Here is a 22794-nt window from a genome sequence, read left to right as displayed (position 1 = left end):
GTACCGACTCGTGCCGTACCGACTCCTGCTCGCACCTGGAGATCGCATGTCCCGACCGCTGATCGGCATCACCGCCTACTTCGAGGCCGCCCGCTGGGGGGAGTGGGTGCGGGAGGCGGTCCTGTCGCCCCCGGCCTACGCCAAGGCCGTCGAACGCGCCGGCGGGGCGCCCGTCCTGCTGCCGCCCCTGTCCCCGCACACCGCCGCCGACCACGTACGCGGCCTGCGCGGCGTCGTCCTCGCCGGAGGCACCGAGGTCGGCGCCGACGCCTACGGGGAGGACCAGGACGGCCGGGCCGCCCCGCCGCAGGCCCACCGCGACCGCTACGAGGTGGCCCTGGCCCGCGCCGCGGTCCAGGCCGGCCTGCCGATCCTCGCCGTCGCCCGCGGCATGCACGTGCTCAACGTCGCCCAGGGCGGCACGCTCATCCCCTGGCTGCCCGACACGCTCGGCGACGACCGCCACGGCGAGCCCGGAGCCCGCCACTCCATCCAGGTCAGCGCGTCCAGCAAGCTCGGCAAGGCCGTGGGCGACCACGTCGAGGTGGTCGCGCCGCACGTGCAGTCCGTGCGCCGGCTCGGCTCGGGGCTGCTGGCCGTGGCCTGGGCCGAGGACCAGATCGTCGAGGCCGTCGAGCTGCAGGGCCACCGGTTCGCCGTGGGCGTGCAGTGGCATCCCGAGCGGGGCACGGGCGACGCGTTGTTCGATGCGCTCGTCGAGGCGGCCCGCTAGGCTCCGACCATGCCGCTGAACCCTCAGGCGCGCGAGTTCCTCGCGCGCTACCGGCCGGACGACGGCGGCGGCCTGGACAGCCTGGACCTCGCCGCCATCCGGGAGGCGCGCGCGGCCGACCCGATGGCCGCGCACCGTGGCCCCCTCACCCGCATCGCCTCCGTCCGCGACGAGACCGCGGAGGGCGTGCCGATCCGGATCTACCGGGCCGACCGCGGCGACGGGCCGCTGCCCGTGCTCGTCTCCTTCCACGGCGGCGGCTGGGTGTTCGGCGGCGTCAAGCGCGACGACGCCACCGGCCGCGACCTCGCGCTGCGCACCGGCGCCGTGGTCGTCTCCGCCGGCTACCGGCTGGCGCCCGAGCACCCGTTCCCGGCCGCGGCCGACGACGCGTGGACGGTGGTGCGCGACGTCTTCGCCCGGCCCGCCTTCTACCAGTGCGACGGCTCCGTCGCGGTGATCGGCGTCAGTGCCGGCGGCAACCTCGCCGCCGTGGCCGCCTGGCAGGCCCGGGACGCCGGGCTGAGGCTGACCCACCAGGCGCTGGTCACCCCGGTGCTGGACCTGACCGGGGACACGCCGAGCTACGCCGCGTTCGGGCGGGGCTTCGGGCTCGACGCGGCCGAGATGGCCTGGTTCGCCCGGCAGTACGCGCCCGGAGCCGACCCCGCCGACCCGCGCCTGTCGCCGCTGCGGGTGCCGTCCGCCACCGGGCTGGCGCCCGCCACGATCGTCACCGCCGAGTGCGACGTGCTCCGCGACGAGGCGGAGCGCTACGGCGAGCGCCTGACCGAGGCCGGGGTGCCCGCCGAGGTGGCCCGCTACGAGGGGGCCGTGCACGGGTTCTACTCGTTCCCGGGCCTGTTCGACCAGGCGCTGGAGGCCCGCGAGCTCGTCGCCCGCCGCCTGCGCGACGCCTTCGGCCTGGAGGGGGAGCCGTGACCGGTCCCGCATCCATCGTTCCCGGATCTCCCGTGCCCGGATACGAGGCGTACGAGCGGCTGCGCGTCGACCTGCCCGCCGAGGGCGTGCTGCGGGTCACGATCAGCGAGCCCCGCAGGCTCAACGCCGTCGACATGACCGGCCACCGCGAGCTGGCCTCGATCTGGCGCGACGCCGACCGCGACGACGCCGTGCGCGCCGTCGTCGTCAGGGGCGAGGGCGAGGCGTTCTCCGCCGGCGGCGACCTGTCCATGATCGAGGAGATGACGCGCGACCACGCCACCCGCATGCGGGTCTTCGCCGAGGCCCGCGACATCGTCTACAACGTGGTCAACTGCTCCAAGCCCGTCGTCTCCGCCATCCAGGGCCCCGCCGTCGGCGCCGGGCTCGCGGTGGCGCTGCTCGCCGACGTGTCCGTCGCCGGGCGCACCGCCCGGATCATCGACGGGCACACCCGGCTCGGCGTCGCCGCCGGCGACCACGCCGCGATCGTCTGGCCGCTGCTGTGCGGGCTGGCCAAGGCCAAGTACCACCTGCTGCTCTGCGAGGCCGTCACCGGCGAGCAGGCCGAGCGGATGGGGCTGGTCAGCCTGTGCGTGGACGACGACCAGGTGCACGAGACGGCGCTCGGCCTCGCCTCCCGGCTGGCCGCCGGCGCCCAGGAGGCCATCAGGCTCACCAAGTACGCGCTGAACAACTGGCTGCGCATGGCCGGCCCGTCGTTCGACGCCTCGCTGGCGATGGAGTTCCTCGGCTTCACCGGACCCGACGTCGCCGAGGGTGTGCGGGCGCTGCGCGACAAACGGCCCCCGTCCTTCTCCTGATCAGGTGATGTCCCCGCGGCGATGGGTAGGCGCAGCCTCATAGAGGACAAGGAGGTCGTCGACCTGCCGAAGCGCCGGCGCTGGACGACGACGGGCCGGTCCGCCGAGGCCGAGAACGCCGCCCCGGGGACGGTCCGCGGCAGGTGGTCCGCGGCCGTGCATGACCCACGCGCACCGGCCACGCGCGTGGGGTGACGGCCGCACTGGGACCGGCGCCGGGGGCGCGGGAGGGTTGAGACCAAGCTCTCCCCGCACCGGGCCCGGTCAGACGCGCGGACGGCGGGCGTGGAAGACGAACGCCGGCGGCGCGTTGCGCCACACCGTGCGGCTCGGCACCACCTCCTCGAACCGCTCGGCCAGCAGCGCACGGAACCGGCGGGCCGAGCCCAGCGGGATCGCGTGCACGTACGAGAAGGTCGTGAAGGCGCCCGCCGGGCTCATCGCCGAGACGACGGCCCCCATCAGGCGCCGCTGCAGAGCGTCGGGGAAGGCGGCCCAGGGCAGGCCGCTCACCACCACGTCCGCCTGGCTCAGCCCGTGCGCCCCGAGCAGCCGCGACAGCTCGGCGGCGTCGCCGTGGACCACGTTCACCCCCGGGAAGCGCGAGGCCAGCAGGCCCGCCATCCGCTGGTTGAGCTCCACCGCCAGGTGCCGGCCGCGCCCGGCCAGCCGCCGCTGGATCTCCGCGGTGAACGGCCCCGTGCCGGGACCCAGCTCGACCACCACCGGCTCGCCCCGCTCGGGCACCGGGGCGCAGACGGACCGGGCCAGCCGCCGGGAGCTGGGCGCGAGCGCGCCGACCGTGACCGGGTCGCGCAGGAACTGGCCGAAGAACAGTGCGGTGTCGTTGGACATGCCTCGACCGTAGGGGCGCGGTCGACGCCGCCTGATCCGCCGGAAGGACGGGGTTCCGGCCACTTGGAGGAGGCCGCATCCTCCGCGGGGAGGATCGGGAAACGGCTTCGCCCGGATAGTTTGCAGGGCATGCGTTGGCGTGGCGTGGCGCTCGATGTGCTGCTGGCGGTCTCGGGGATCGCGCTGGACCTGCTCCTGTCGGGCAAGGCGGGCGGGTTCGGCGACCTGCCCCCGGCCATGACCGTCCCGATGGCGGTGCTGGCCGGCCTGCCCATGGGGTTCCTCCGCACCCGGCCCCCGTGGGCGGCGCTCTACCTGGCCGCGTTCCTCGTCTTCGCCGACCACGTGGGCTCCTACAGCTCCAACACCGCGCAGATGCTGATCTGCGTCGCAGTCGGCCGCGTCGCCTACCGGTCCGGGCCGGGAACCGTCGCCGTCTCCGTGGCCGCCGCCGTCCTCGCGACCGGGCTCAACCTGGCCGACGCCGGCGTCCCGCCCGCCGGCAACTGGTGGATGTACACCCTGCTCGTGCCGGGCTTCCCGGCCCTGGTCGGCGGCTACCTGCGCGGCCGATCCAGCCGGTTCGAGCCGGGCGACATCACGCCCGACGTGCTGCTCGCCGGCGCCGGGGTGGCCGTCGGGGTCCTCAGCACGTGGACGTCGTGGGACCAGGGCTCCCTGCCGGTGTGGGTGGTCGGGCTGCTGGCGGTGTGCGGCGGCCTGTCGCTCGGCGTGGCCCGCCGGCTGCCCGGCATGGTCCTCATCTTCGAGGGCGTCCTGCTCGTCTCCGCCGACCAGTACCTCCACCAGGCCGTCAACTCGTGCCTCATCCTCTCGATGACGGCCCTCGGCGTGTTCGCGCTGCGGGTCGCGTCCTGGTTCTGGACCGCCGTCGCGTACGCCTCCGGCTGCGTGCTCGCCACCGTCGCCGTGGTCGAGTCCGAGACCGAGGTCACCCCGTTCCGCGTCCTCGTGCTCATGCTCCTGGTCGTGGCGCCCATCGCGATCGGCCGTTACCTCGGCGTCCGGCAGACCGCGGCCGCCGCCGAGCGGCGGCGGGAGGAGGAGTCGGCGCGGCTGGCCCTCGCCCAGGTCCGCGCCGACCAGCTCGCCGAGCGCGAACGGATCGCCCGCGAGGTGCACGACATCGTCGCCCACCACGTCGGCGCCATGGTGCTGCGGGCCGGCGCCGCCCGCTACGCGGCCCCCGAGGGGCCGGTCGCCGACGCGCTGGCCGACATCCGCGACACCGGACACCAGGTGCTGGAGGACCTGCGCGGCCTGCTCGACGTGCTGCGCGACCCCGACGCCCGGCCCGGCCTGCTGGCCGATCCGGCCGACGTGATGCGCGAGTCCGCCGAGAGGATGGCCGCGGCCGGTCTCGTCGTCGACCTGCGCCTCGACCCGGCCGCGGACCGGGCCCCGCTCGTCGCCCGCGCCTCCGCCGCCCGCATCGTCCAGGAAGGGCTCACCAACGTGCTCAAACACGCCGGACCCGGCACCGAGGTCGTGGTCGCCCTCACCGCCCGGGGCAAGGGACTGGCCGTCGACATCGTCAACGGCCGGCCGCCGGCGCGGGTGGAGCGCCTGCCGTCCTCGGGGCGCGGGCTGGCCGGGATGCGGGAACGGGTCCGCGCCCTGGGCGGCACGCTGGCGGCAGGCCCGGGCGAGAACGGCGGCTGGCGCCTGACCGCCACCCTGCCCGGCACACGGGACGACCCCGCCGGAACTCCGGCCGGCCGCTTCTGCGCGAAGGAGGACGTCGCGTGATCCGCGCCCAGGCGGCCGTCAGCCGTCCACCGGGGCGGCCCGGCCGGCGACTCCTTCCGCCCGGTGCGGCCCGTGCGTCATCCCGCGGGCGGACCCCGGAATAATCCGGCAGGCTGACGACCGTCCGCGTCCCCGGCCGCCAGCATGTGGTCCTCACCCCTCCAGGAAGGACCACATCATGCAGGAGACCGCGCCCGTGCCTCACGGATCCGCGCCTCAGGTGTCCGGGCCCCGGCGATCCGGACAGGTGTCCGCCGGGCTGCTGTACGGGCTGCGCATCGTCGTCGTCGCCCAGGCGGCGTCCCTGCTCGTCGCCGCCTCCCTGGCCGGCCAGGCGGTCGGGGCGGGTGAGGCGATGCGCGAGTCCCACGTCATGGCCGGGATGGTGGTCCACCTGGTCGCGCTCGTGCAGGTCGTCCTCGCCGTACTCGTCTGGCGGCCGGGACGCGGCGCCGGCTGGCCCGCGCTGGCGAGCGTGGCGCTGCTCGTCGTCGGCATGGCCCAGCACGTCACCTGGCTCTGGCTCGGGGCGCACCTCCCGAACGGGGTCGCCCTGTTCGGGCTGATCGTGGCCATGCTCGTCTGGGTGTGGTCGCCGCGGGCGGGCGTGCGCCGCTAACCTCGACCGTGTGTATGTGAAGATCTGCGGGCTCAGCGAGCCCGGGCACGTGACGGCGGCCGTCGAGGCGGGCGCCGACGCCATCGGGTTCGTCCTGACCCGCAGCCCGCGCCGCGTGACGCCGGAGCGGGCGGCGGAGCTGGCCGCGCTGGTGCCCGGCCACGTGCTCACCGTGGGAGTCTTCCGGGGAGAGGACCCGGCGGAGGTGCGCGCCGCGACCCTCGCCGCCGGGCTGCGGGCCGTGCAGCTGCACGGCCACCACCCCCACGCCGACTTCACCGCGCTGAAGGACCTCGGCCTGACCCTGGTCCGGGCCGTGGACGCCGGGGCGGACCTGCGGTGCGGCGCCTACGACGAGGACCTGCTCATCGTCGACGCGCCCCGGCCCGGCTCCGGCGAGCCGTGGGACTGGGCGGCCGTGCGGGGACGCCCCTCGGGCCGCTGGCTGCTCGCGGGGGGCCTCGACCCGGCCAACGTGGCCACCGCGATCGCCGCGGCCCGGCCGTGGGGGGTGGACGTGTCGAGCGGCGTCGAGGTGGCGCCGGGCGTCAAGGACGCCGGCCTGATCCGGGACTTCCTCGCGGCGGCCCGCGATGCGCGATGACCGCCCGCGAGGCCCGATCGCGCCCGGCCCGATGAGCGACGCCCTTTCCCCCCGCCTCCCCGGCCTGACCGCCGAGCAGGGCCTGACCGCCGAGCAGGGCCCGATCGCCGAGCAGAGCCCGATCGCTGAGCAGGGTCCGATCGCGGAGCCGGGCCCGATCGCCGAGCAGGGCCCGATCGCCGAGCAGGGCCCGGAGCTGGCGCGGGTGCTGGCCTTCACGCACGCGTTCGCCCGGCGCAAGGCCGGGCGGGTCGCGGAGGTGCCGGGCGGCTTCGCCGTGCTGAACGACCGCTACCCCGGCTCCCACGACGACAACCGCCTCGTCGTCGTGTCCCCCGCCCCGGACGGGGGCGCCCCGGACGGGGGCGCCCCGGTCCGGGCCGGGGAGGTGCTGCGGGCCGCCGACGAGGTGCTGGCCGGCCGCGGCCACCGCTACGTGTGCGTGGACGACGACGCGCTGGGCGCCGCCCTCGCCCCCGCCTTCACCGCCGCCGGTTACGACCACGAGTCCAACGTGGTCATGGTCTTCCGTGGCGCCCCGCCCGCCGACGTCCCCCCGGCCGAGGACCTGACGCTGGAGGAGCTGCTGCCCGTCGTGCGCCATGACTGGCGCGAAGCCCTGCCGAGCGTCTCCGGCGACGCGGTCGACCAGCTCGCGCGGCGGGTGGCGGAGCGGCTGCGCGGCGCCGACATGGTCCGCTTCCGCGGCGTGCGCGCCGCGTCCGGCGAGATCGCGGCCCGGGCCGAGCTGTACGTCCAGGACGGGGTCGCCCAGATCGAGAGCGTCCACACGGGCACCCGCCACCGTGGCCGGGGACACGCCCGCGCCCTCATGCGGGCCCTGCTCGCCGAGGCGGCCGGCTGCGAGCCGATCTTCCTGCTCGCCGCCGAGGAGGACTGGCCGAAGGACTTCTACGCCCGCCTGGGCTTCGCGGCCGTCGGCCGCACCCACGCCTTCCTGCGCGCCTGACACGCCTCACACGGTCCGCCGCCCCGGGGAACACCGGCCGGACGGGCCCGCTGCCCGGAGATACGACGCAGTAGGGTCTCCAGCGTGAGCGAAACTTCCGCCGAGGACCGGATCTGGACGGTTCCCAACCTGCTGAGCTTCCTGCGACTCCTCGGCGTGCCCGTCTTCCTCTGGCTGGTTCTCGGGCCCCGGGCGGACGGCTGGGCCATCGGGGTCCTGGCGGTCGCCGGGTTCACCGACTGGCTCGACGGGAAGATCGCTCGCGCCTTCAACCAGACGAGCAAGCTCGGGCGGATCATCGACCCCGCCGCCGACAAGCTGTACGTGTTCGCGACCATCCTGGCGCTGCTGGTGCGGGGCGTCATCCCGTGGTGGCTGGTGGCGCTGATCCTCGCGCGTGAGCTCTTCGTCGCAGGTTTCTTCCCCGTGCTCCGCAGACACGGTTACCGGGCACTTCAGGTGCACTTCCTCGGTAAAGCGGCCATGTTCAATCTCATGTACGCCTTCCCGCTCCTCTTCCTCGCCTCCCACACCGGGTGGTATGCCGAGATGGCCCGCGTCACAGGATGGGCTTTCGCTGTGTGGGGAACAGGTCTGTACTGGTGGGCGGGCGTGTTGTACGCCGTTCAGGTGCGCCGGCTCATAACTGCGACCACAAAGGAGTGATCGGGTGAAGGCGGTCGTCATGGCGGGCGGGGAGGGCACTCGGCTGCGACCGATGACCGCCAACCAGCCCAAGCCACTGCTTCCCGTGGCCAACCGGCCGATCATGGAGCACGTGTTGCGCCTGCTCAAGCGGCACGGGGTGACCGAGACGGTGGTCACGCTCCAGTTCCTCGCCGCGCTCGTGCGCAACTACTTCGGCGACGGCGACGAGCTGGGCATGAGCCTCCAGTACGCCACCGAGGACATCCCGCTGGGCACGGCCGGGAGCGTCAAGAACGCCGCCGACCGGCTGCGGGACGACCGTTTCCTGGTGATCTCCGGCGACGCCCTCACCGACATCGATTTGTCGGATATGGTGCGTTTTCACCGAGAAAATGGAGCTCTTATTACCATAGGGCTCAAACGCGTGCCTAATCCGCTGGAGTTCGGGATCGTCATCATCGACGAGGCGGGCCGCGTGCAGCGCTTCCTGGAGAAGCCCACCTGGGGCCAGGTCTTCTCCGACACCGTCAACACCGGCGTCTACGTCATGGAGCCCGAGGTCCTCGACCATGTGGCCGCGGGGGAGCCCGTCGACTGGTCCGCCGACGTCTTCCCCCGCCTGCTGGAGAGCGGCGCCCCCATCTTCGGCTACGTCGCCGACGGCTACTGGGAGGACGTCGGCACCCACGAGAGCTACCTCAAGGCCCAGGCCGACGCCCTGTCCGGCAAGGTCAGGCTGGACGTCGGCGGCTTCGAGCTGTCACCGGGCGTCTGGGTGGCCGAGTCGGCCTCCGTCGACCCCGACGCGGTGCTCAAGGGCCCGCTGCTCATCGGCGACTACGCCAAGATCGAGGCGGGCGCCGAGCTGCGCGAGTACACCGTGCTGGGCAACAACGTGGTCGTGCGCGAGGGCGCCTTCCTGCACCGGGCCGTCGTCCACGACAACGTCTACGTGGGCCCGGGGGCCCACCTGCGCGGCTGCGTCGTCGGCAAGAGCACCGACGTCATGGCCGGCGCCCGCATCGAGGAGGACGCCGTCATCGGCGACGACTGCGTCATCGAGCCCGAGGCGTACATCTCCAGCGGCGTCAAGGTCTACCCGTTCAAGACCATCGAGGCCGGGGCGGTCGTCAACACCAGCGTCATCTGGGAGTCGCGCGGACAGCGCAGCCTGTTCGGGCCGCGCGGCGTCAGCGGGCTGGTCAACGTCGAGATCACCCCCGAGCTGTGCGTACGGCTGGCCAGCGCCTACGCCACCACCCTGAAGAAGGGCGCGCACGTCGTCACCTCGCGCGACTCCTCGCTCGCGGCCAGGGCGCTCAAGCGGGCCGTGATCAGCGCGCTCACCGCCAGCGCCATCAACGTGCTCGACCTGGAGGCCGCCCCGCTGCCCGTGGCGCGCTTCCACACCGCCCGCGACGCGGCGGCCGGCGGCATCGCCCTGCGCACCACCGCCGGTGACCCGCAGAGCGTGGACATCGTCATCATGGACGACCGGGGCGCCGACCTGTCGGCCGCCGCCCAGCGCAAGCTGGAGCGGGTCTTCTCCCGCCAGGAGTTCCGGCGGGCCTTCCCCGGTGAGATCGCCGAGCTGACCTACCCGGCGCGCGTCGTCGAGGACTACACCCACGAGCTGATGCGCCGGATCGACATGAGCGGCATCGCCGGCATGAAGGTGGTCGTGGACTGCGCCGGCGGGACCTCCTCCCTGGTCCTGCCGACCCTGCTCGGCCGCGTCGGCGTCGAGGTGCTCACGGTCAACGCCCGGCTCGACGACGCCTCGCCGACCGAGACGCTGGCCGAGCGCCGCCGTGACCTGCAACGCCTGTCGGAGCTCGTCAGCTCCTCCCGCGCCGCGTTCGGCGTCCGCTTCGACCCGGTCGGCGAGCGGATCGCGCTGGTGGACGAGATGGGGCAGCTCATCGGTGAGGAACGGGCCCTGCTCGTGGTGCTCGACCTCGTGGCCGCCGAGCGCCGGGGCGGGCAGGTGGCGCTGCCGGTGACCACCACCCGGGTGGCCGAGCAGGTGTGCCGCTTCCACGGCGTGCAGGCGCAGTGGACCTCCACGGCTCTGGACGCCCTCACCTCGGCCGCCGCCGGCGAGGACATGATCTTCGCGGCGGACGGGCGGGGCGGCTTCGTCGTGCCCGAGTTCAGCCCGGCCATCGACGGGCTGGCCGCGTTCATGCGGCTGCTCGGCCTGGTGGCCCGCACCCGGCTGTCGCTCAGCCAGATCGACGCCCGCATCCCCGAGGCGAGGCTGCTCAAGCGCAGCGTGCCGACGCGCTGGGCGGCCAAGGGGGCGGTCATGCGCTCCGTCATCGAGGCGGTGGAGGCCTCCGCCGAGGGACAGCGCATCGACACGACCGACGGGGTGCGCGTCGTCGGCGAGGACGGGACCTGGGTGCTGATCCTGCCCGCCGCCACCGAGCCGGTCACCGACCTGTGGGCCGAGGCCCACGACATGGACACGGCCCAGGCCCTCATCGAGCGCTGGGCCCGCATCGTCGAGGCGGCCGCCTCCTGAGTGGCCCCTGTGCGTCTTCTGTGCGTCTCCTGGGGGTTTTCCGCGCGTCTCCCGGGACCTATACGCCCGGAGACCGGGGAAGGGGCGCCTTTGGCCGGCTCTTGAGAGGAATGTCACTGCGCGTAACGGCCCCAAGGGTTCGCGCGGCGCCCGACAAGATCGTATTGTGTAAAGGCGCGGCGGCATGGACCATCAGGCGCGGACGGCGGTAACTTTGTCACCGTCCGAACCTGTCGTCCAGCGCCCCGCCTTGACCTTTGCCGTTCAGCAGCGTAAGTTGCGGCATTCGCAAACTTGAAGAGCGAAGCGAGGCGCGCCGAGCACCGTCGCCGCGTCTTCGCGGTAGGAGGCCGAGCCGATCGATGCCGAGCGTCTACTGCACGCAGTGCGGGCACGCCAACCCCGAGGATGCCCGTTTCTGTTCCCGCTGTGGGTCACCGCTGGCCAGAGCCGAGGCCGCCGGGGACACCACCTCGACGATCTCCGTAGCGGGAATCGAGGCGTACGAGGCTGAGACAGGCGACATGCTCCTCGCCGAGCGGGCGCTGGTGGAGCAGCTGCCGCCCGGCACGGCGTTGCTCACCGTGACCAGGGGTCCCAACCAGGGGAGCCGGTTCCGGCTCGACAAGGACCTCACCACCACCGGCCGCCACCCGGAGAGCGACATCTTCCTCGACGACATCACGGTCTCCCGCCGTCATGTCGAGTTCTACCGTCACCGGGGCGGCCAGTTCTCGGTGCGCGACGTGGGCAGCCTCAACGGCACGTACGTCAACAGGGAACGCATCGAGGAGGTGCCGCTGCACTCGGGCGACGAGGTGCAGATCGGCAAGTTCCGTCTGCTGTTCCTGATGCGGACCGCCGCCACAGCATGAGGGAGCGTAGCGAGCGATCCATGGACACGGCTTCGCGCGGACGCATGCGGTCGGCGAAGGAGACCGCATGAGTTCGCAGGCGGCGCGCTCGCACATGAGCATCGGGGAGGTGCTCGCCCTCCTGCGGGGCGAGTTCCCCGACGTCACGATCTCCAAGATCCGGTTCCTGGAGGGCGAGGGGCTCATCGAGCCCGAGCGGAGCCCCTCGGGCTTCCGCAAGTTCACCCACCTGCACGTGGAGCAGCTGCGCTACATCCTCACCGAGCAGCGCGACCACTACCTGCCGCTGCGGGTGATCAAGGACAAGATGGCCGAGGACTTCGGCCGCCCGCGCGCCGTTCCCGACGCCGACGCCGAGCCGGAGATCCGGCTCAGCCGCGCCGAGCTGCTGGAGACGGCCGGGATCGACGACGAGACGCTCACCGAGCTGGAGGACTACGGGCTGCTCGCGGCCCGCGCCCGGCGCTACGACGAGGACGCGCTGACCGTGGCGCGCACCGTCGGGGCGCTGGCCCGCTTCGGCCTGCACGCCCGCCACCTGCGGGCCGTCAAGGCGGCGGCCGAGCGGGAGTGCGGCCTGATCGAGCAGGCGGTCGCGCCGGTGCTCAAGCGGCGCGGCCCCGGCGCCATCGGCGAGGCCGACGAGGCGGCCAGGGAGCTGTCGGCGCTCCTGCTGGACCTGCACGCCGCGCTGGTCCGCGAGGGCGTGCGCTCCGTCCTGGGACGCTGACCCCGGCGAGCCCTCCCCACCGGCCCGCCCCGGCGGGCCTGACGGCCGGCCCCATCGCTGAGATTCGGGACCGCACCGGCGGGACATACGGCACCCGCCGGGTGTTACGTTGAAATGCATAAGCGAACCAGCAATGAGCTGTGCCGGGTCGCCGGCCAGTCGAATACGGAGCAGCCCGTGTTGCAGATGGAGGTCGTGGGCGTTCGGGTAGAAATGCCCACAAATCAGCCGATCGTCCTGCTCAAGGAGGCACACGGGGAGCGGTTCCTGCCCATCTGGATCGGCATGACCGAAGCCACGGCCATCGCGCTGGCCCAGGCGGAGGAGCCCCCGCCCAGGCCCCTGACGCACGACCTGTTCAGAGACGTGCTGAGCGCGCTGGGCGTCGGCCTGCGCGCCGTCAACATCGTCGCCCTGCGCGACGGGATCTTCTTCGCCGACCTGGTGTTCTCCAACGGCGTCGAGGTCAGCGCCCGGCCGTCCGACTCGATCGCCCTGGCCCTGCGCACCGGAGCGCGCATCTTCGCCAGCGAGGAGGTCGTCCAGGAGGCCGGTGTGATCATCCCCGACGACCAGGAGGACGAGGTGGAGAAGTTCAGGGAGTTCCTTGACACGATCACCCCCGAGGACTTCGGCAGGGCGGGGTAGGTATTTCAGTGCATTTACGCTTCACGACGCGCCGAGCCGGATCGTTGACTGAGCATGGTCACGGTCCTACGGTGCAAGTGAAACCCGTGGCCGCCTTTTTACGAACCCCCAGATCAGGTCACGGGATGAGAGAAAGCCGGAGGTCCGCGTGGCGGTCAGCAGCGGCGAGGGAAAGACGGCCGGCCAGGAAGACTCGGTACGGCGCGAGAGCGCGCGGCAGCGTGCCGGGGAGCAGGGACTGCTCTTCGACGAGCGACCGGCGTCGCTGCCGGGTGACATCGGATACCGTGGCCCGACGGCCTGCGCGGCGGCCGGCATCACCTACCGGCAGCTGGACTACTGGGCACGCACCGGACTGGTCGAGCCCACGATAAGAGCGGCGCAGGGCTCCGGCTCCCAGCGGCTCTACAGCTTCCGCGACATCCTGGTGCTCAAGGTCGTCAAGCGGCTTCTCGACACCGGGGTCTCCCTCCAGCAGATCCGTACGGCCGTGCAACACCTGCGTGAGCGCGGGGTGGCCGACCTCGCCCAGATCACGCTCATGAGCGACGGTGTCAGCGTCTACGAGTGCACCTCGGCCGACGAGGTGATCGACCTGCTCCAGGGCGGTCAGGGCGTCTTCGGCATCGCCCTCGGCCGGGTCTGGCGCGAGGTCGAGGGCTCCCTCGCGGAGCTGCCGGGGGAACGAGCGGCGGTCGCGGACACCGTCCCGGCCGACCACCCCGCTGACGAGCTGGCCCAGCGGCGGCGTGCGCGCCGCACAGGGTAAAGTGAGAGCGCAAGGCTGACGACCCCGTGCGGGAGAGTCCCCGGGCTTCGTCCCTGGGGCGCCGAAGGAGCAACCCTCCCCGGAATCTCTCAGGCACCTGTACCGCTCGGGTGAGGCGTCTCTGGAAAGCAGGCGCGCCCGCCAGGCGCGTCTCACCGACGGTGCAAGCCCTCCGGGGTGAAGCTCTCAGGTCCGCATGACAGAGGGGGAGACCCGGCATACGCCCGCGCCCTGGCGCCGGTCTCCACAGCCTCGGGAGGCACCTCCATGACCGACCTGTCAGCTCCGCCGTTCTCGGCCCGGCACATCGGCCCCTCCGCCCCGGAGCAGCAGCGCATGCTCGAGGCCGTCGGCTTCGAGTCCGTGGCCGACCTCGTGGCGGTGGCCGTGCCCGAGGCCATCAGGGCCAAGGACCGGCTGAGGCTGCCCGCCGCGGTCGGCGAGACCGGCGCGATCGCCGAGCTGCGCGCGCTGGCCGGCCGCAACCAGGTTCTCACCTCCATGATCGGCCTCGGCTACCACGAGACGGTCACGCCCGCGGTCATCCGCCGCAACCTCCTGGAGAACCCCGGCTGGTACACCGCCTACACCCCCTACCAGCCCGAGATCTCCCAGGGCCGGCTGGAGGCGCTGCTCAACTTCCAGACCGTGGTCTCCGACCTGACCGGCCTGCCCGTCGCGGGCGCCTCCCTGCTCGACGAGGCCACGGCCGCCGCCGAGGCGATGACCCTGGCCCGGCGGGCCGGCAAGGTCAAGAGCCCCGTGTTCGTCGTGGACGCCGACACGCTGCCGCAGACCAAGGCGGTGCTCGCCACCCGCGCCGAGCCGCTCGGCATCGAGCTCGTCGAGCACACCCTGGAGGGCGAGCTGCCCGAGTGCTTCGGCGTGCTCGTCCAGTACCCCGGCGCCTCCGGCCGCCTGCGTGACTTCCGCGCGGTCGCCGAGGCGGCCCACGCCTCCGGCGCCCTCGTCGTGGCCGCCGCCGACCTGCTGGCGCTCACGCTCGTCGCCGCGCCCGGTGAGCTGGGCGCCGACATCGCCGTGGGCTCCTCCCAGCGCTTCGGCGTCCCGCTCGGCTTCGGCGGGCCGCACGCCGCGTACATGTCGGTGCGCGAGGGCCTGCAGCGGCAGATGCCCGGCCGCCTGGTCGGCGTCTCCGTCGACGCCGACGGCGACCCCGCCTACCGGCTGGCGCTGCAGACCCGCGAGCAGCACATCCGCCGCGAGAAGGCCACCAGCAACATCTGCACCGCCCAGGTGCTGCTCGCCGTCATCGCCGGCATGTACGCCGTCTACCACGGGCCCGAGGGGCTGCGCCGCATCGCCGCCCGGACCCACCGGCACGCCGCCGCCCTCGCCGAGGCGCTGCGCCGCGGCGGCGTCGAGGTCGTCCACGGCGAGTTCTTCGACACCGTGCTGGCCCGCGTCCCCGGCAAGGCCGCCGACGTCGTACGGCTGGCGGCCGAGCGCGGGGTCAACGTGTGGCCCGCCGACGCCGACCACGTCGCCGTCGCCTGCTCCGAGACCACCACCGCCGACCACCTGGAGCGGGTCGCGTCGGCCTTCGGGGAGACGCTCGGCCACGAGTCCGCCTCCCGCGCCGACCTGGACGCCCTGGTCGCCGACGAGGGCCTCGACCGGCTGCCCGCCGGGCTGGCCCGCGAGTCCGGCTACCTCACCCACCCGGTCTTCCACAGCCACCACTCCGAGACCGCGATGCTGCGCTACCTGCGCAGGCTCCAGGACAAGGACATCGCGCTCGACCGGTCCATGATCCCGCTCGGCTCCTGCACGATGAAGCTCAACGCGAGCACCGAGATGGAGCCGATCACCTGGCCCGAGTTCGCCGCGATCCACCCCTACGCGCCGATCGAGCAGGCCGCCGGCTACGTCGAGCTGGTCGAGACGCTGGAGCGCTGGCTGGCCGAGATCACCGGCTACGACGCGGTCTCCATCCAGCCCAACGCCGGGTCCCAGGGCGAGCTGGCCGGGCTGCTGGCCATCCGCGCCTACCACCAGGCCAACGGCGACACCGGCCGCGACGTGTGCCTCATCCCGTCCTCCGCCCACGGCACCAACGCCGCCAGCGCCGTCATGGCCGGCATGCGCGTCGTCGTCGTGGCCTGCGACTCCGAGGGCAACGTCGACCTGGACGACCTCGACGCCAAGATCGACAAGCACCGCGAGACGCTCGCCGCCATCATGGTGACCTACCCGTCCACGCACGGCGTGTACGAGGAGGCCATCACCGAGATCTGCGCCAAGGTCCACGACGCCGGCGGCCAGGTCTACGTCGACGGTGCCAACCTCAACGCGCTGGTCGGCCTGGCCAAGCCCGGCGAGTTCGGCGCCGACGTGTCCCACCTCAACCTGCACAAGACGTTCTGCATCCCGCACGGCGGCGGCGGGCCCGGCGTCGGCCCCGTGGCCGTCCGCGAGCACCTCGCCGGCTACCTGCCCGGCCACCCGCTGCACGACGGCTCGCCGGTCGGCCCGGTCTCGGCCGCCCCGTACGGCTCGGCCGGCATCCTGCCGATCTCCTGGGCGTACATCCGCATGATGGGCTCCGACGGGCTCACCGCGGCCACCGAGCAGGCCATCCTGTCGGCCAACTACCTCGCGCGGCGCCTGGCCCCCCACTTCCCGGTCCTCTACACCGGGCGCGGCGGGCTGGTGGCGCACGAGTGCATCATCGACCTGCGCCAGATCACCAAGGAGACCGGCGTCACCGTCGACGACGTCGCCAAGCGGCTCATCGACTACGGCTTCCACGCGCCGACCATGTCGTTCCCCGTCGCGGGCACGCTCATGATCGAGCCGACCGAGAGCGAGGACGTCGCCGAGCTCGACCGGTTCGCCGACGCCATGATCGCCATCCGCGCCGAGATCGCCAAGGTGGCCTCCGGCGAGTACGACCAGACCGACAACCCGCTGCGCAACGCCCCGCACACCGCCGAGGCCGTCACCGCCGACGAGTGGACCCACCCCTACACCCGCACCGAGGCCGCCTACCCGGTGTCCTCGCTGCGCGACGGCAAGTACTGGGTGCCGGTACGCCGCATCGACCAGGCCTACGGCGACCGCAACCTGGTCTGCTCCTGCCCGCCCCTGGAGGCGTACGAGGACTGACGTCCCCTCCGAGAGGCCCCTTCCCGCACCGGGCGGGCAGGGGCCGCCACGGCGGCCCCGTCAGGGGTGGTTCACGGATGCTCGGGAGCACCGAGCAGGCCGCGGTTGTACGCCTCCGCGACCGCGGCGGCACGGTCGTTGACGTCGAGCTTCGCATAGACGTTGAGCAGGTGCGTCTTGACCGTGGCCTCGGTGATGAACAGCCGGGCGGCCGCCTCGCGGTTGGTGTGGCCGGCCGCGACCAGGCGCAGCACCTCCAGCTCGCGCCGGCTCAACGGGCCGGTCGACGGCGCCGGGGCGCGCAGCCGGCTCATCAGGCGGGCAGCCACCGAGGGCGAGAGCGCGGCCTCGCCGCGGGCGGCCGAGCGCACGGCGCGCAGCAGCTCGTCCCGCGGTGCGTCCTTGAGCAGGTAGCCGGTGGCGCCGGCCTCGATCGCGGGGAGCACGTGGCTGTCCGTGTCGTAGGTGGTCAGCACCAGCACCCGGGCCGGTACGCCGCGCCGGGTCAGCTCGCCGATCGCGGTGACGCCGTCCATGCCGGCCATCCGCAGGTCCATCAGGATCACATCCGGCCCGAGCGCCTCGGCCAGCCGGACCGCCTCGGCTCCGTCCGCCGCCTCGCCGACCACGGTGACCTCGGGGTCGTGGGCGAACATGCTGCTCAGCCCGTCCCGTACCACCGGGTGGTCGTCGGCGATGAGCAGCTTGATCGGGTCACTCACGAACGCACCTCCGGCGCCTCGGCGGGCAGGCAGGCCGAGATCCCGGTCCCGCCCCCCACCTCCGATTCGATCTGCAACGTGCCCGACAACGCCTCGATCCGCTGCCGCATCGCCACCAGCCCGAAGCCCCCGTCCCGCTCGACCCGGGCGGCCGGGTCGAAGCCGCGGCCGTCATCGCGGACGTCGAGGGCCACCTGGTGGTCCATGTAGGAAAGGGTGAGACCGACGCGGGTGGCGGTGCCGGCATGCCGGGCGACGTTGGCCAGGCCCTCCTGGGCCATCCGCAGCAGGGCGGCCTCGGCCTCCGGGCGCATCGTGCGGGCCTCGCCGGTGACGGTGACCTGGGCCGGGATGCCGTGGCGCGCCGACCACCTGGCCGCCACCTCGGTGACGGCGTCGGCCAGACGGCCGCTCTCCAGCGGCTCCGGGCGCAGCTCGTTCACCGAGCGCCGCGCCTCGGTCAGGCTCTCCCGGGCCAGCGCGGTCGCCGCCGCGTGGTGCCGGCGCCACGCGGCAGGGTCGCCGGCCGCGTGCTCGGCGGCCTGCAACTGGGTGACGATGCCCGTCAGGCCCTGGGCCAGCGTGTCGTGGATCTCCCGGGCCATCCGGGCCCGCTCGTCCAGGACGCCGGCCGCGCGGGCATGCTCGACCAGCCGTTCCTGCAGCGCCGCGTTCTCCGCCAGCGCCGCGGCCAGCCGCGCGTTGGCCTCCCGGGCCTCGCGCAGCGCCGCCTCCCGGGAGTCGTAGTACCGTGCGCCGATCTCGCCGATCCAGGCCACCAGGCACATCGGCCCGATGTTGACGGCCAGGATCGCCAGGTACTCGAGACGGCCGGCCCAGGAGCCGGTGTCCAGGTCGGCCGCCTGTGCCGTGCCCGCCACCACCGCGGCGCCGGCGACGAAGTACAGTTCGCGCGGCCAGCCGATGATCCGGTAAGCGTAGAAGTACAGGACCGGCGAGTAGACGCCGAACCACGGGTTGCGCAGGACCATGACCAGCCCGAACAGGATCAGGCCGGCCAGGAAGACGCCCATCACGCCGGCCCGGTCCCGCCACGCCGGGCGCAGCGTGAAGAGCACCAGGCTCCACACCGCGGCGGCCGCGCAGAGCGCGAGGTCGATGGCCAGGGAGCCCGGCTGGTCGTGCTTGAAGGCGATGGTCACGGCCACCATGACGGCCAGCACCACGTACGGGACCACGGTGATCATGGGCTGGAACCGTTGTCCCCAGCCCGCCGGCCCGGCCGTCTGCCAACTCTGCATGCGCACCTACTCCCAGCGGAACAATCTAGCCGCCGCCCCGGCCGTCCGTTCCACCTCGATCACCGCGCTCAGGGCCGGACCGCCGGACGCCGGTTGATCTGTACGACCACGGCCAGCAGGAGCAGGCCGCAGACGCCCTGCTCGAGCTTGAACCAGAGCGGGAACGTCCCGGGCAGCGCGATGATCACCACGATCGCGACCAGCATGACCGCGGTGACGACGCGCAGCCGCAGCAGCATCCGGCGGTCGCCCCGGGCCGCCCGGACCGCGAAGAACACCGTGAGCAGCGAGCCTGCGGCGACGATGACGCCGCGGATCCAGACCGCGGTGGTGACCATCGTCGCGTCGTGCCGGAGCACGATCACCGCCACCAGTGTCAGCAGGCTGACCGCGGCGTACCCGCTGATCAGCCGGACCACATTGCGCATGTCGGTTGGCCTCCATCTGTTCGTTCGCCGACGGGAATCAGCGTCGCAACGGAGGGGCCCCGTACGGATCGCCCGATCTGCCGGGCGGGCGGTGGAATCGGCCGCTCACCCATGCGGTGGAACGACTCCACCGATCGGTGGATGGAGAGGCATGGAAGCAGGCCACGAACCGCGTCGGCGAGCTGCCGCGACAGGCCGGGGGCGTCGGGGCGCTCCGGGGGATCCCCGCGGAGTGCGGGGTGTCGCGGGGGTGCGGTTCCCGTGGCCGCCAGGCCAACCGGGACAAGTCGGCAGACATGATCGCCGGAAGTCGTTAGGCTCGGTCCGATCGTCGCCGAAGGAGCCATCTTTGACGTCCTCAGAGCTGCGGAACCCGCCTCTCGACACCGCCCGCCGCCTGGCCGAGGACGGCGACCTCGACGGCGCAGCCGCCATCCTGGCCGAGCTGGCGGCCGACCCCGACGAGCCCGACCGGGCGCAGGCCGCCGTGGGCCTGGCCGTGGTGCTGGAGGAGCGCGGCGACCTCGACGGCGCCCGCGCCGCGGCCCGGGCCGCGCTCGCCACCGGCCACCCCGAGTACGCGGCGCAGGCGGCCTGCCACCTGGCGCAGGGCTTCGAGCGGGAGGGCCGGGCCGAACAGGCGCGCGGCGCGTGGCAGGCCGTGCTGGGACTCGGCACCGCCGCGTACGTGCCGCTGGCCCACCTCGCGCTGGCCCGGCTCGCCGTACAGGCCGGAGCCCTGGACGAGGGGGAGGCGTCGCTGCGCGAGGCCGGCGCGGCGGCGGTGGCGGCCGGCGACGACGAGACGGCCGCGCACGCCGCGCAGCAGCTCGCCGACCTGATGCTGGAGCGCGGCGAGCCGGGGGAGGCGGCGGAGGTGCTCCTCGACGCGCTGGAGGCCGCTCCGGCCGAGGTGGCGCCGCGGCTGCGGGTCCAGCTGGGGATCGCGCACCTGGAGATGGCGTGCGCCGAGTTCGCGGGCGCCGTCGAGGACGGCGCCGACGCGGGGACGAGCGCCCTCGCCATCGAACTGCTGGCCCGCACGCTTCCCTTACGGGGGCGGGACGACGACGCCGAGCACGTCTGGGCGTACGGGCTGGACCACGAGGACGAGACGCTGGCCGCCGACGTCCGTCTGCGCCGCGACCGCGACACCTGACGACCCTCTCCCGGCACCGGAGGACCGGGCCGCGATCATCACGAGTCGGGATACCTCTCGGTCTCCCTGCTTCCCGCCTGTGACTCGTCCGTAAGCTTGGGGGTGTGTCCCCCGCACTGGTCCTGCTCGACGGCGTTCGATGGCGGGGCGTGCGCGTCGTCGGCGATCGCGCGCAGACCCTGCTGGCGGTGCTCGCCATGTGCGGGCGTGCGGGGGTCGGTGACGAGCGCCTGGTCGAGGAGTTGTGGCCCGGCGAGGCGCCGGCCAACCCGACCAAGGCGCTGCAGGTGGTCGTCTCGCGGACCAGAGCGGCGACCTGCGCCGATGCCGTCGTACGGATCCCTCGTGGTTACCGCCTCGGGCTGCCCGCCGGTCAGGTGGACGCGCTGCTGCTCGGCGCGCTGGTGGACCAGGCACGGGCCGCGCTGGCCGAGGACGACACGGCGCTGGCGCGTCGCCGCGCCGAAGAGGCCATGGGTCTCATGGCCGGCGGCCTGGCCGGCGCCACGGGTGCGCTCGCAGAGCTGAGGGGCGCCGCCGCGGGACTGGTGTCCGAGGCGCGACGGGTGGCGGCGATCGCGGCGGGCCGGAGCGGCGCCCACGACAAGGCGCTGCCGCTGCTGGAGGAGGCCGCGGCCGATCGGCCGCACGACGAGGAGCTGCTCGCCTGCCTGCTGCGCAGCGAGGCCGCCGTACGCGGTGCCGCGGCGGCTCTGGAGCGCTACGAGCGCTACCGCGCGGACCTGGTGGCGCGGCTCGGCACGGACCCGGGGCCTGAGCTCGTCCGCGTCCACGCCGCGCTCCTCGCCGCGGATCGGCCGGTCCGCGAGGGCATCCTGTACGACGGGTCCTCGCTGCTCGGCCGCGACGGCGACATCCGTGCGGTGCACGCCCTGTTGCAGACCAACCGGGTGGTCTCCATCGTCGGCTCCGGCGGGCTGGGCAAGACGCGGCTGGCTCATGTCGTCGGGCGGAACGCCGCGCAGCCCGTCGCCCACTTCGTCGAGCTCGTCGGCGTCTCCTCGCCGGAGGGCGTGGTGGGCGAGGTCGGCTCGGCGCTCGGGGTCCGGGACTCGGTCAGCGGGCGTCGGGGCCTGAGCGCCGAGCGGCGCGCCGACGTTCGCGCCCGCATCGCCCAGCATCTCGACCAGGCCCCGGCGCTGCTGATCCTGGACAACTGCGAGCACGTGATCGAGGCCGTCGCCGACCTGGTGGCGTTCCTGACCGTGACGACCCGCGACCTGCGGGTGCTCATCACCTCGCGCTCCCCGCTGTCGATCCCCGCCGAACGCGTTCACCCGCTCGGCGAGCTGCTCACGGATGACGCGGTGGAGCTGTTCCGCCAGCGCGCCACGGCCGCCCGCCCGGGCGTCCGGATCGACGAGGGAGTGGTCGCGGACGTCGTCGCGCGCCTCGACGGGCTGCCGCTCGCGATCGAGCTGGCCGCGGCCAAGGTGCGGGTGATGTCGGTGGAGGAGATCGCGCGGCGTCTGGCGGACCGGTTCGCGCTCCTGCGCGGCGGGAACCGTGCGGCCCCCGACCGGCACCAGACGCTGCTCGCGGTCATCGACTGGTCGTGGAACCTGCTGGACGAGCCGGAACGGCGGGCTTTGCGGTGGTTGTCGCTGTTCGGCGACGGTTTCACGCTGGCCGCGGCCGAACACGTACTCGGCGCGGACGCCCTGCATGTCGTGGACGCGCTGACCGCGCAGTCGATGCTGAGCGTCCGCGAGACGACGTACGGCCTCCGCTACCGGATGCTGGAGACCGTCAGAGAGTTCGGGCGGATACGGCTGAAGGAGGCCGGCGAGGAGGCGCCCGCTCGGGCGGCGCAGCGGGCCTGGGCGACGGCGTACGCCCTCGCACACGCGTCCGAGCTGTTCGGCCCGGCGCAGTTCGCGGCGGCCGACGCGTTGCACGCCGAGGAGAGCAATCTCGCCGAACTGCTCAGGCAGGCGCTCGGTGAGGCCGATCCCGCCACGACGGTGCAGTTGCTGGTCGGCATCGGCGCGCTGTGGTCGATCCGCGGTGATCATTCCCGGGTCTACGCGCATCGGCTCGCGATCAGCCAGGTCGTCGCCGGCTGGACGCCGCCGCCACAGCTCATCGAGGTGGCCAGGGCCGCCATGCTGATCACGATCATGAACATCATGATCATCGCCGACCGGAGCATCGATCCGGTGCGGGACCTCCTGCGCCGATTGCCCGTCACCGACGCGACGGACTCCCGCGTGGCGGCGATGGCCACGGTGATGCTCGCGTGCGATACGACCGACGTCGTCGAGCTGCACCGCAGGCTGGCGGAGCTGTGCCGCAGCGACGACCGTGACGTGGTCCTGGCGGCGACGCAGACGAGCGTCCATTCCCTGGAGAACATAGGAGACGTGACCGGGGCGATCGAGGCCGGCGAGCGGGTGCTGGCGATGCGCGGCGAGGATCAGGGGCCCTGGTTGGCCGCCATCACGCACGCGGAGCTGGCCCACCTGAGCATGAACCTCGGCGACCGCAGGAAGGCGGTCGGACACGCGCGTACCGCCATCCCGGTGCTGAGCCGGGTCGGCGCCACCGACGACGAGACCC

At 73.4% G+C, this 22794-nt stretch carries 19 protein-coding genes, 1 pseudogene and 1 riboswitch; of the genes and pseudogenes, 16 read left to right on the top strand and 4 right to left on the bottom strand.

The features are described from left to right. Positions 1-46: 46 nt before the first annotated feature. From ACIBG4_RS29945 to ACIBG4_RS29935, 3 genes are read left to right on the top strand one after another with little or no spacing between them, the layout of a single operon-like run. Positions 47-733 (top strand): gamma-glutamyl-gamma-aminobutyrate hydrolase family protein, encoded by a 687-nt coding sequence (locus ACIBG4_RS29945; RefSeq protein WP_397204660.1) that lies wholly within the window; start codon positions 47-49, stop codon positions 731-733. A 9-nt stretch (positions 734-742) separates the two neighbouring features. Beyond that, positions 743-1675 carry an alpha/beta hydrolase gene (locus ACIBG4_RS29940; RefSeq protein ID WP_397204659.1) on the top strand — a complete coding sequence of 311 codons (933 nt, stop codon included), beginning with the start codon at positions 743-745 and terminating at the stop codon, positions 1673-1675. After that, entirely contained in the window at positions 1672-2499 is an 828-nt protein-coding gene (locus tag ACIBG4_RS29935) for an enoyl-CoA hydratase/isomerase family protein (RefSeq protein ID WP_397204658.1), read from the top strand. The genes ACIBG4_RS29940 and ACIBG4_RS29935 overlap by 4 nt, the downstream gene beginning before the upstream one ends. A 264-nt stretch (positions 2500-2763) precedes the next feature. Here the strand turns inward: ACIBG4_RS29935 and ACIBG4_RS29930 are convergent, their stop codons facing one another. Further along, on the bottom strand, positions 2764-3354 hold the full coding sequence (locus tag ACIBG4_RS29930; RefSeq protein WP_397204657.1) for a class I SAM-dependent methyltransferase: 591 nt from the start codon (positions 3352-3354) through the stop codon (positions 2764-2766). A gap of 129 nt (positions 3355-3483) precedes the next feature. Between ACIBG4_RS29930 and ACIBG4_RS29925 the strand changes: the two genes are divergently transcribed. The 11 genes from ACIBG4_RS29925 (at position 3484) to gcvP (ending at position 16643) form a co-directional block, all read left to right on the top strand. Continuing rightward, entirely contained in the window at positions 3484-5124 is a 1641-nt protein-coding gene (locus ACIBG4_RS29925; RefSeq protein WP_397204656.1) for a sensor histidine kinase, read from the top strand. A 196-nt stretch (positions 5125-5320) separates the two neighbouring features. Continuing rightward, positions 5321-5743, top strand: a complete 423-nt coding sequence (locus ACIBG4_RS29920) for a hypothetical protein (protein WP_397204655.1) — start codon at positions 5321-5323, stop codon at positions 5741-5743. Positions 5744-5753: 10 nt separating this feature from the next. Continuing rightward, a complete protein-coding gene (locus ACIBG4_RS29915) occupies positions 5754-6347 on the top strand; it encodes a phosphoribosylanthranilate isomerase (RefSeq protein ID WP_397204654.1) in 594 nt (197 codons plus the stop codon). 31 nt (positions 6348-6378) lie between these two features. Beyond that, positions 6379-7317, top strand: a complete 939-nt coding sequence (locus ACIBG4_RS29910) for a GNAT family N-acetyltransferase (protein ID WP_397204653.1) — start codon at positions 6379-6381, stop codon at positions 7315-7317. Positions 7318-7401: 84 nt separating this feature from the next. Beyond that, complete coding sequence (locus ACIBG4_RS29905) at positions 7402-7983, top strand: CDP-alcohol phosphatidyltransferase family protein (protein WP_397204652.1); 582 nt, start codon at positions 7402-7404, stop codon at positions 7981-7983. 4 nt (positions 7984-7987) lie between these two features. Then, positions 7988-10492, top strand: coding sequence for a sugar phosphate nucleotidyltransferase (locus ACIBG4_RS29900; protein WP_397204651.1), 2505 nt, complete (start codon positions 7988-7990; stop codon positions 10490-10492). A gap of 362 nt (positions 10493-10854) precedes the next feature. Continuing rightward, complete coding sequence (locus ACIBG4_RS29895) at positions 10855-11367, top strand: FHA domain-containing protein (RefSeq protein ID WP_310709893.1); 513 nt, start codon at positions 10855-10857, stop codon at positions 11365-11367. A 67-nt stretch (positions 11368-11434) separates the two neighbouring features. After that, positions 11435-12097: a MerR family transcriptional regulator gene (locus ACIBG4_RS29890; protein ID WP_355444646.1), complete on the top strand. Its 663-nt coding sequence runs from the start codon at positions 11435-11437 to the stop codon at positions 12095-12097. A gap of 177 nt (positions 12098-12274) precedes the next feature. Then, a complete protein-coding gene (locus ACIBG4_RS29885; protein WP_090771501.1) occupies positions 12275-12745 on the top strand; it encodes a bifunctional nuclease family protein in 471 nt (156 codons plus the stop codon). A 148-nt stretch (positions 12746-12893) separates the two neighbouring features. Beyond that, a complete protein-coding gene (locus ACIBG4_RS29880; protein ID WP_355444649.1) occupies positions 12894-13514 on the top strand; it encodes a MerR family transcriptional regulator in 621 nt (206 codons plus the stop codon). A gap of 19 nt (positions 13515-13533) precedes the next feature. Continuing rightward, positions 13534-13629, top strand: a riboswitch (glycine riboswitch). Positions 13630-13781: 152 nt separating this feature from the next. Continuing rightward, positions 13782-16643 (top strand): aminomethyl-transferring glycine dehydrogenase, encoded by a 2862-nt coding sequence (gene gcvP, locus ACIBG4_RS29875; RefSeq protein ID WP_397204650.1) that lies wholly within the window; start codon positions 13782-13784, stop codon positions 16641-16643. Positions 16644-16714: 71 nt separating this feature from the next. Here the strand turns inward: gcvP and ACIBG4_RS29870 are convergent, their stop codons facing one another. From ACIBG4_RS29870 to ACIBG4_RS29860, 3 genes are all read right to left on the bottom strand, one after another. Then, the gene (locus tag ACIBG4_RS29870; RefSeq protein ID WP_397204649.1) at positions 16715-17365 is read right to left on the bottom strand and encodes a response regulator; all 651 of its coding nucleotides are present in this window, start codon (positions 17363-17365) and stop codon (positions 16715-16717) included. Beyond that, positions 17362-18573, bottom strand: coding sequence for a sensor histidine kinase (locus ACIBG4_RS29865; RefSeq protein ID WP_397204648.1), 1212 nt, complete (start codon positions 18571-18573; stop codon positions 17362-17364). The genes ACIBG4_RS29870 and ACIBG4_RS29865 overlap by 4 nt, the downstream gene beginning before the upstream one ends. 122 nt (positions 18574-18695) lie before the next feature. Further along, positions 18696-19055: a hypothetical protein gene (locus ACIBG4_RS29860; RefSeq protein WP_397204647.1), complete on the bottom strand. Its 360-nt coding sequence runs from the start codon at positions 19053-19055 to the stop codon at positions 18696-18698. A 349-nt stretch (positions 19056-19404) separates the two neighbouring features. Here ACIBG4_RS29860 and ACIBG4_RS29855 point away from each other — a divergent pair, with 349 nt between their 5' ends. Both ACIBG4_RS29855 and ACIBG4_RS29850 read left to right on the top strand, forming a co-directional pair. Next, positions 19405-20214: a hypothetical protein gene (locus ACIBG4_RS29855; RefSeq protein WP_397204646.1), complete on the top strand. Its 810-nt coding sequence runs from the start codon at positions 19405-19407 to the stop codon at positions 20212-20214. Between the two features lie 197 nt (positions 20215-20411). After that, positions 20412-21782 (top strand): annotated as a pseudogene (locus ACIBG4_RS29850) (ATP-binding protein); the annotation flags it as partial. Between the last annotated feature and the right edge of the window lie 1012 nt (positions 21783-22794).

Origin of the sequence: Nonomuraea sp. NPDC050383 (assembly GCF_044459125.1) — a bacterium.
In the GTDB taxonomy this organism is placed as follows: Bacteria; Actinomycetota; Actinomycetes; order Streptosporangiales; family Streptosporangiaceae; genus Nonomuraea.
This window is presented reverse-complemented; position numbering and strand designations above follow the sequence as displayed.

Coding starts and splice junctions, on each gene's coding strand:
- ACIBG4_RS29945 (WP_397204660.1), top strand. CDS start 47: ATGTCCCGACCGCTGATCGGCATCACCGCCTACTTCGAGGCCGCCCGC.
- ACIBG4_RS29940 (WP_397204659.1), top strand. CDS start 743: ATGCCGCTGAACCCTCAGGCGCGCGAGTTCCTCGCGCGCTACCGGCCG.
- ACIBG4_RS29930 (WP_397204657.1), bottom strand. CDS start 3,354: ATGTCCAACGACACCGCACTGTTCTTCGGCCAGTTCCTGCGCGACCCG.
- ACIBG4_RS29925 (WP_397204656.1), top strand. CDS start 3,484: ATGCGTTGGCGTGGCGTGGCGCTCGATGTGCTGCTGGCGGTCTCGGGG.
- ACIBG4_RS29910 (WP_397204653.1), top strand. CDS start 6,379: ATGAGCGACGCCCTTTCCCCCCGCCTCCCCGGCCTGACCGCCGAGCAG.
- ACIBG4_RS29895 (WP_310709893.1), top strand. CDS start 10,855: ATGCCGAGCGTCTACTGCACGCAGTGCGGGCACGCCAACCCCGAGGAT.
- ACIBG4_RS29890 (WP_355444646.1), top strand. CDS start 11,435: ATGAGTTCGCAGGCGGCGCGCTCGCACATGAGCATCGGGGAGGTGCTC.
- gcvP (WP_397204650.1), top strand. CDS start 13,782: ATGACCGACCTGTCAGCTCCGCCGTTCTCGGCCCGGCACATCGGCCCC.
- ACIBG4_RS29865 (WP_397204648.1), bottom strand. CDS start 18,573: ATGATCACCGTGGTCCCGTACGTGGTGCTGGCCGTCATGGTGGCCGTG.
- ACIBG4_RS29860 (WP_397204647.1), bottom strand. CDS start 19,055: ATGCGCAATGTGGTCCGGCTGATCAGCGGGTACGCCGCGGTCAGCCTG.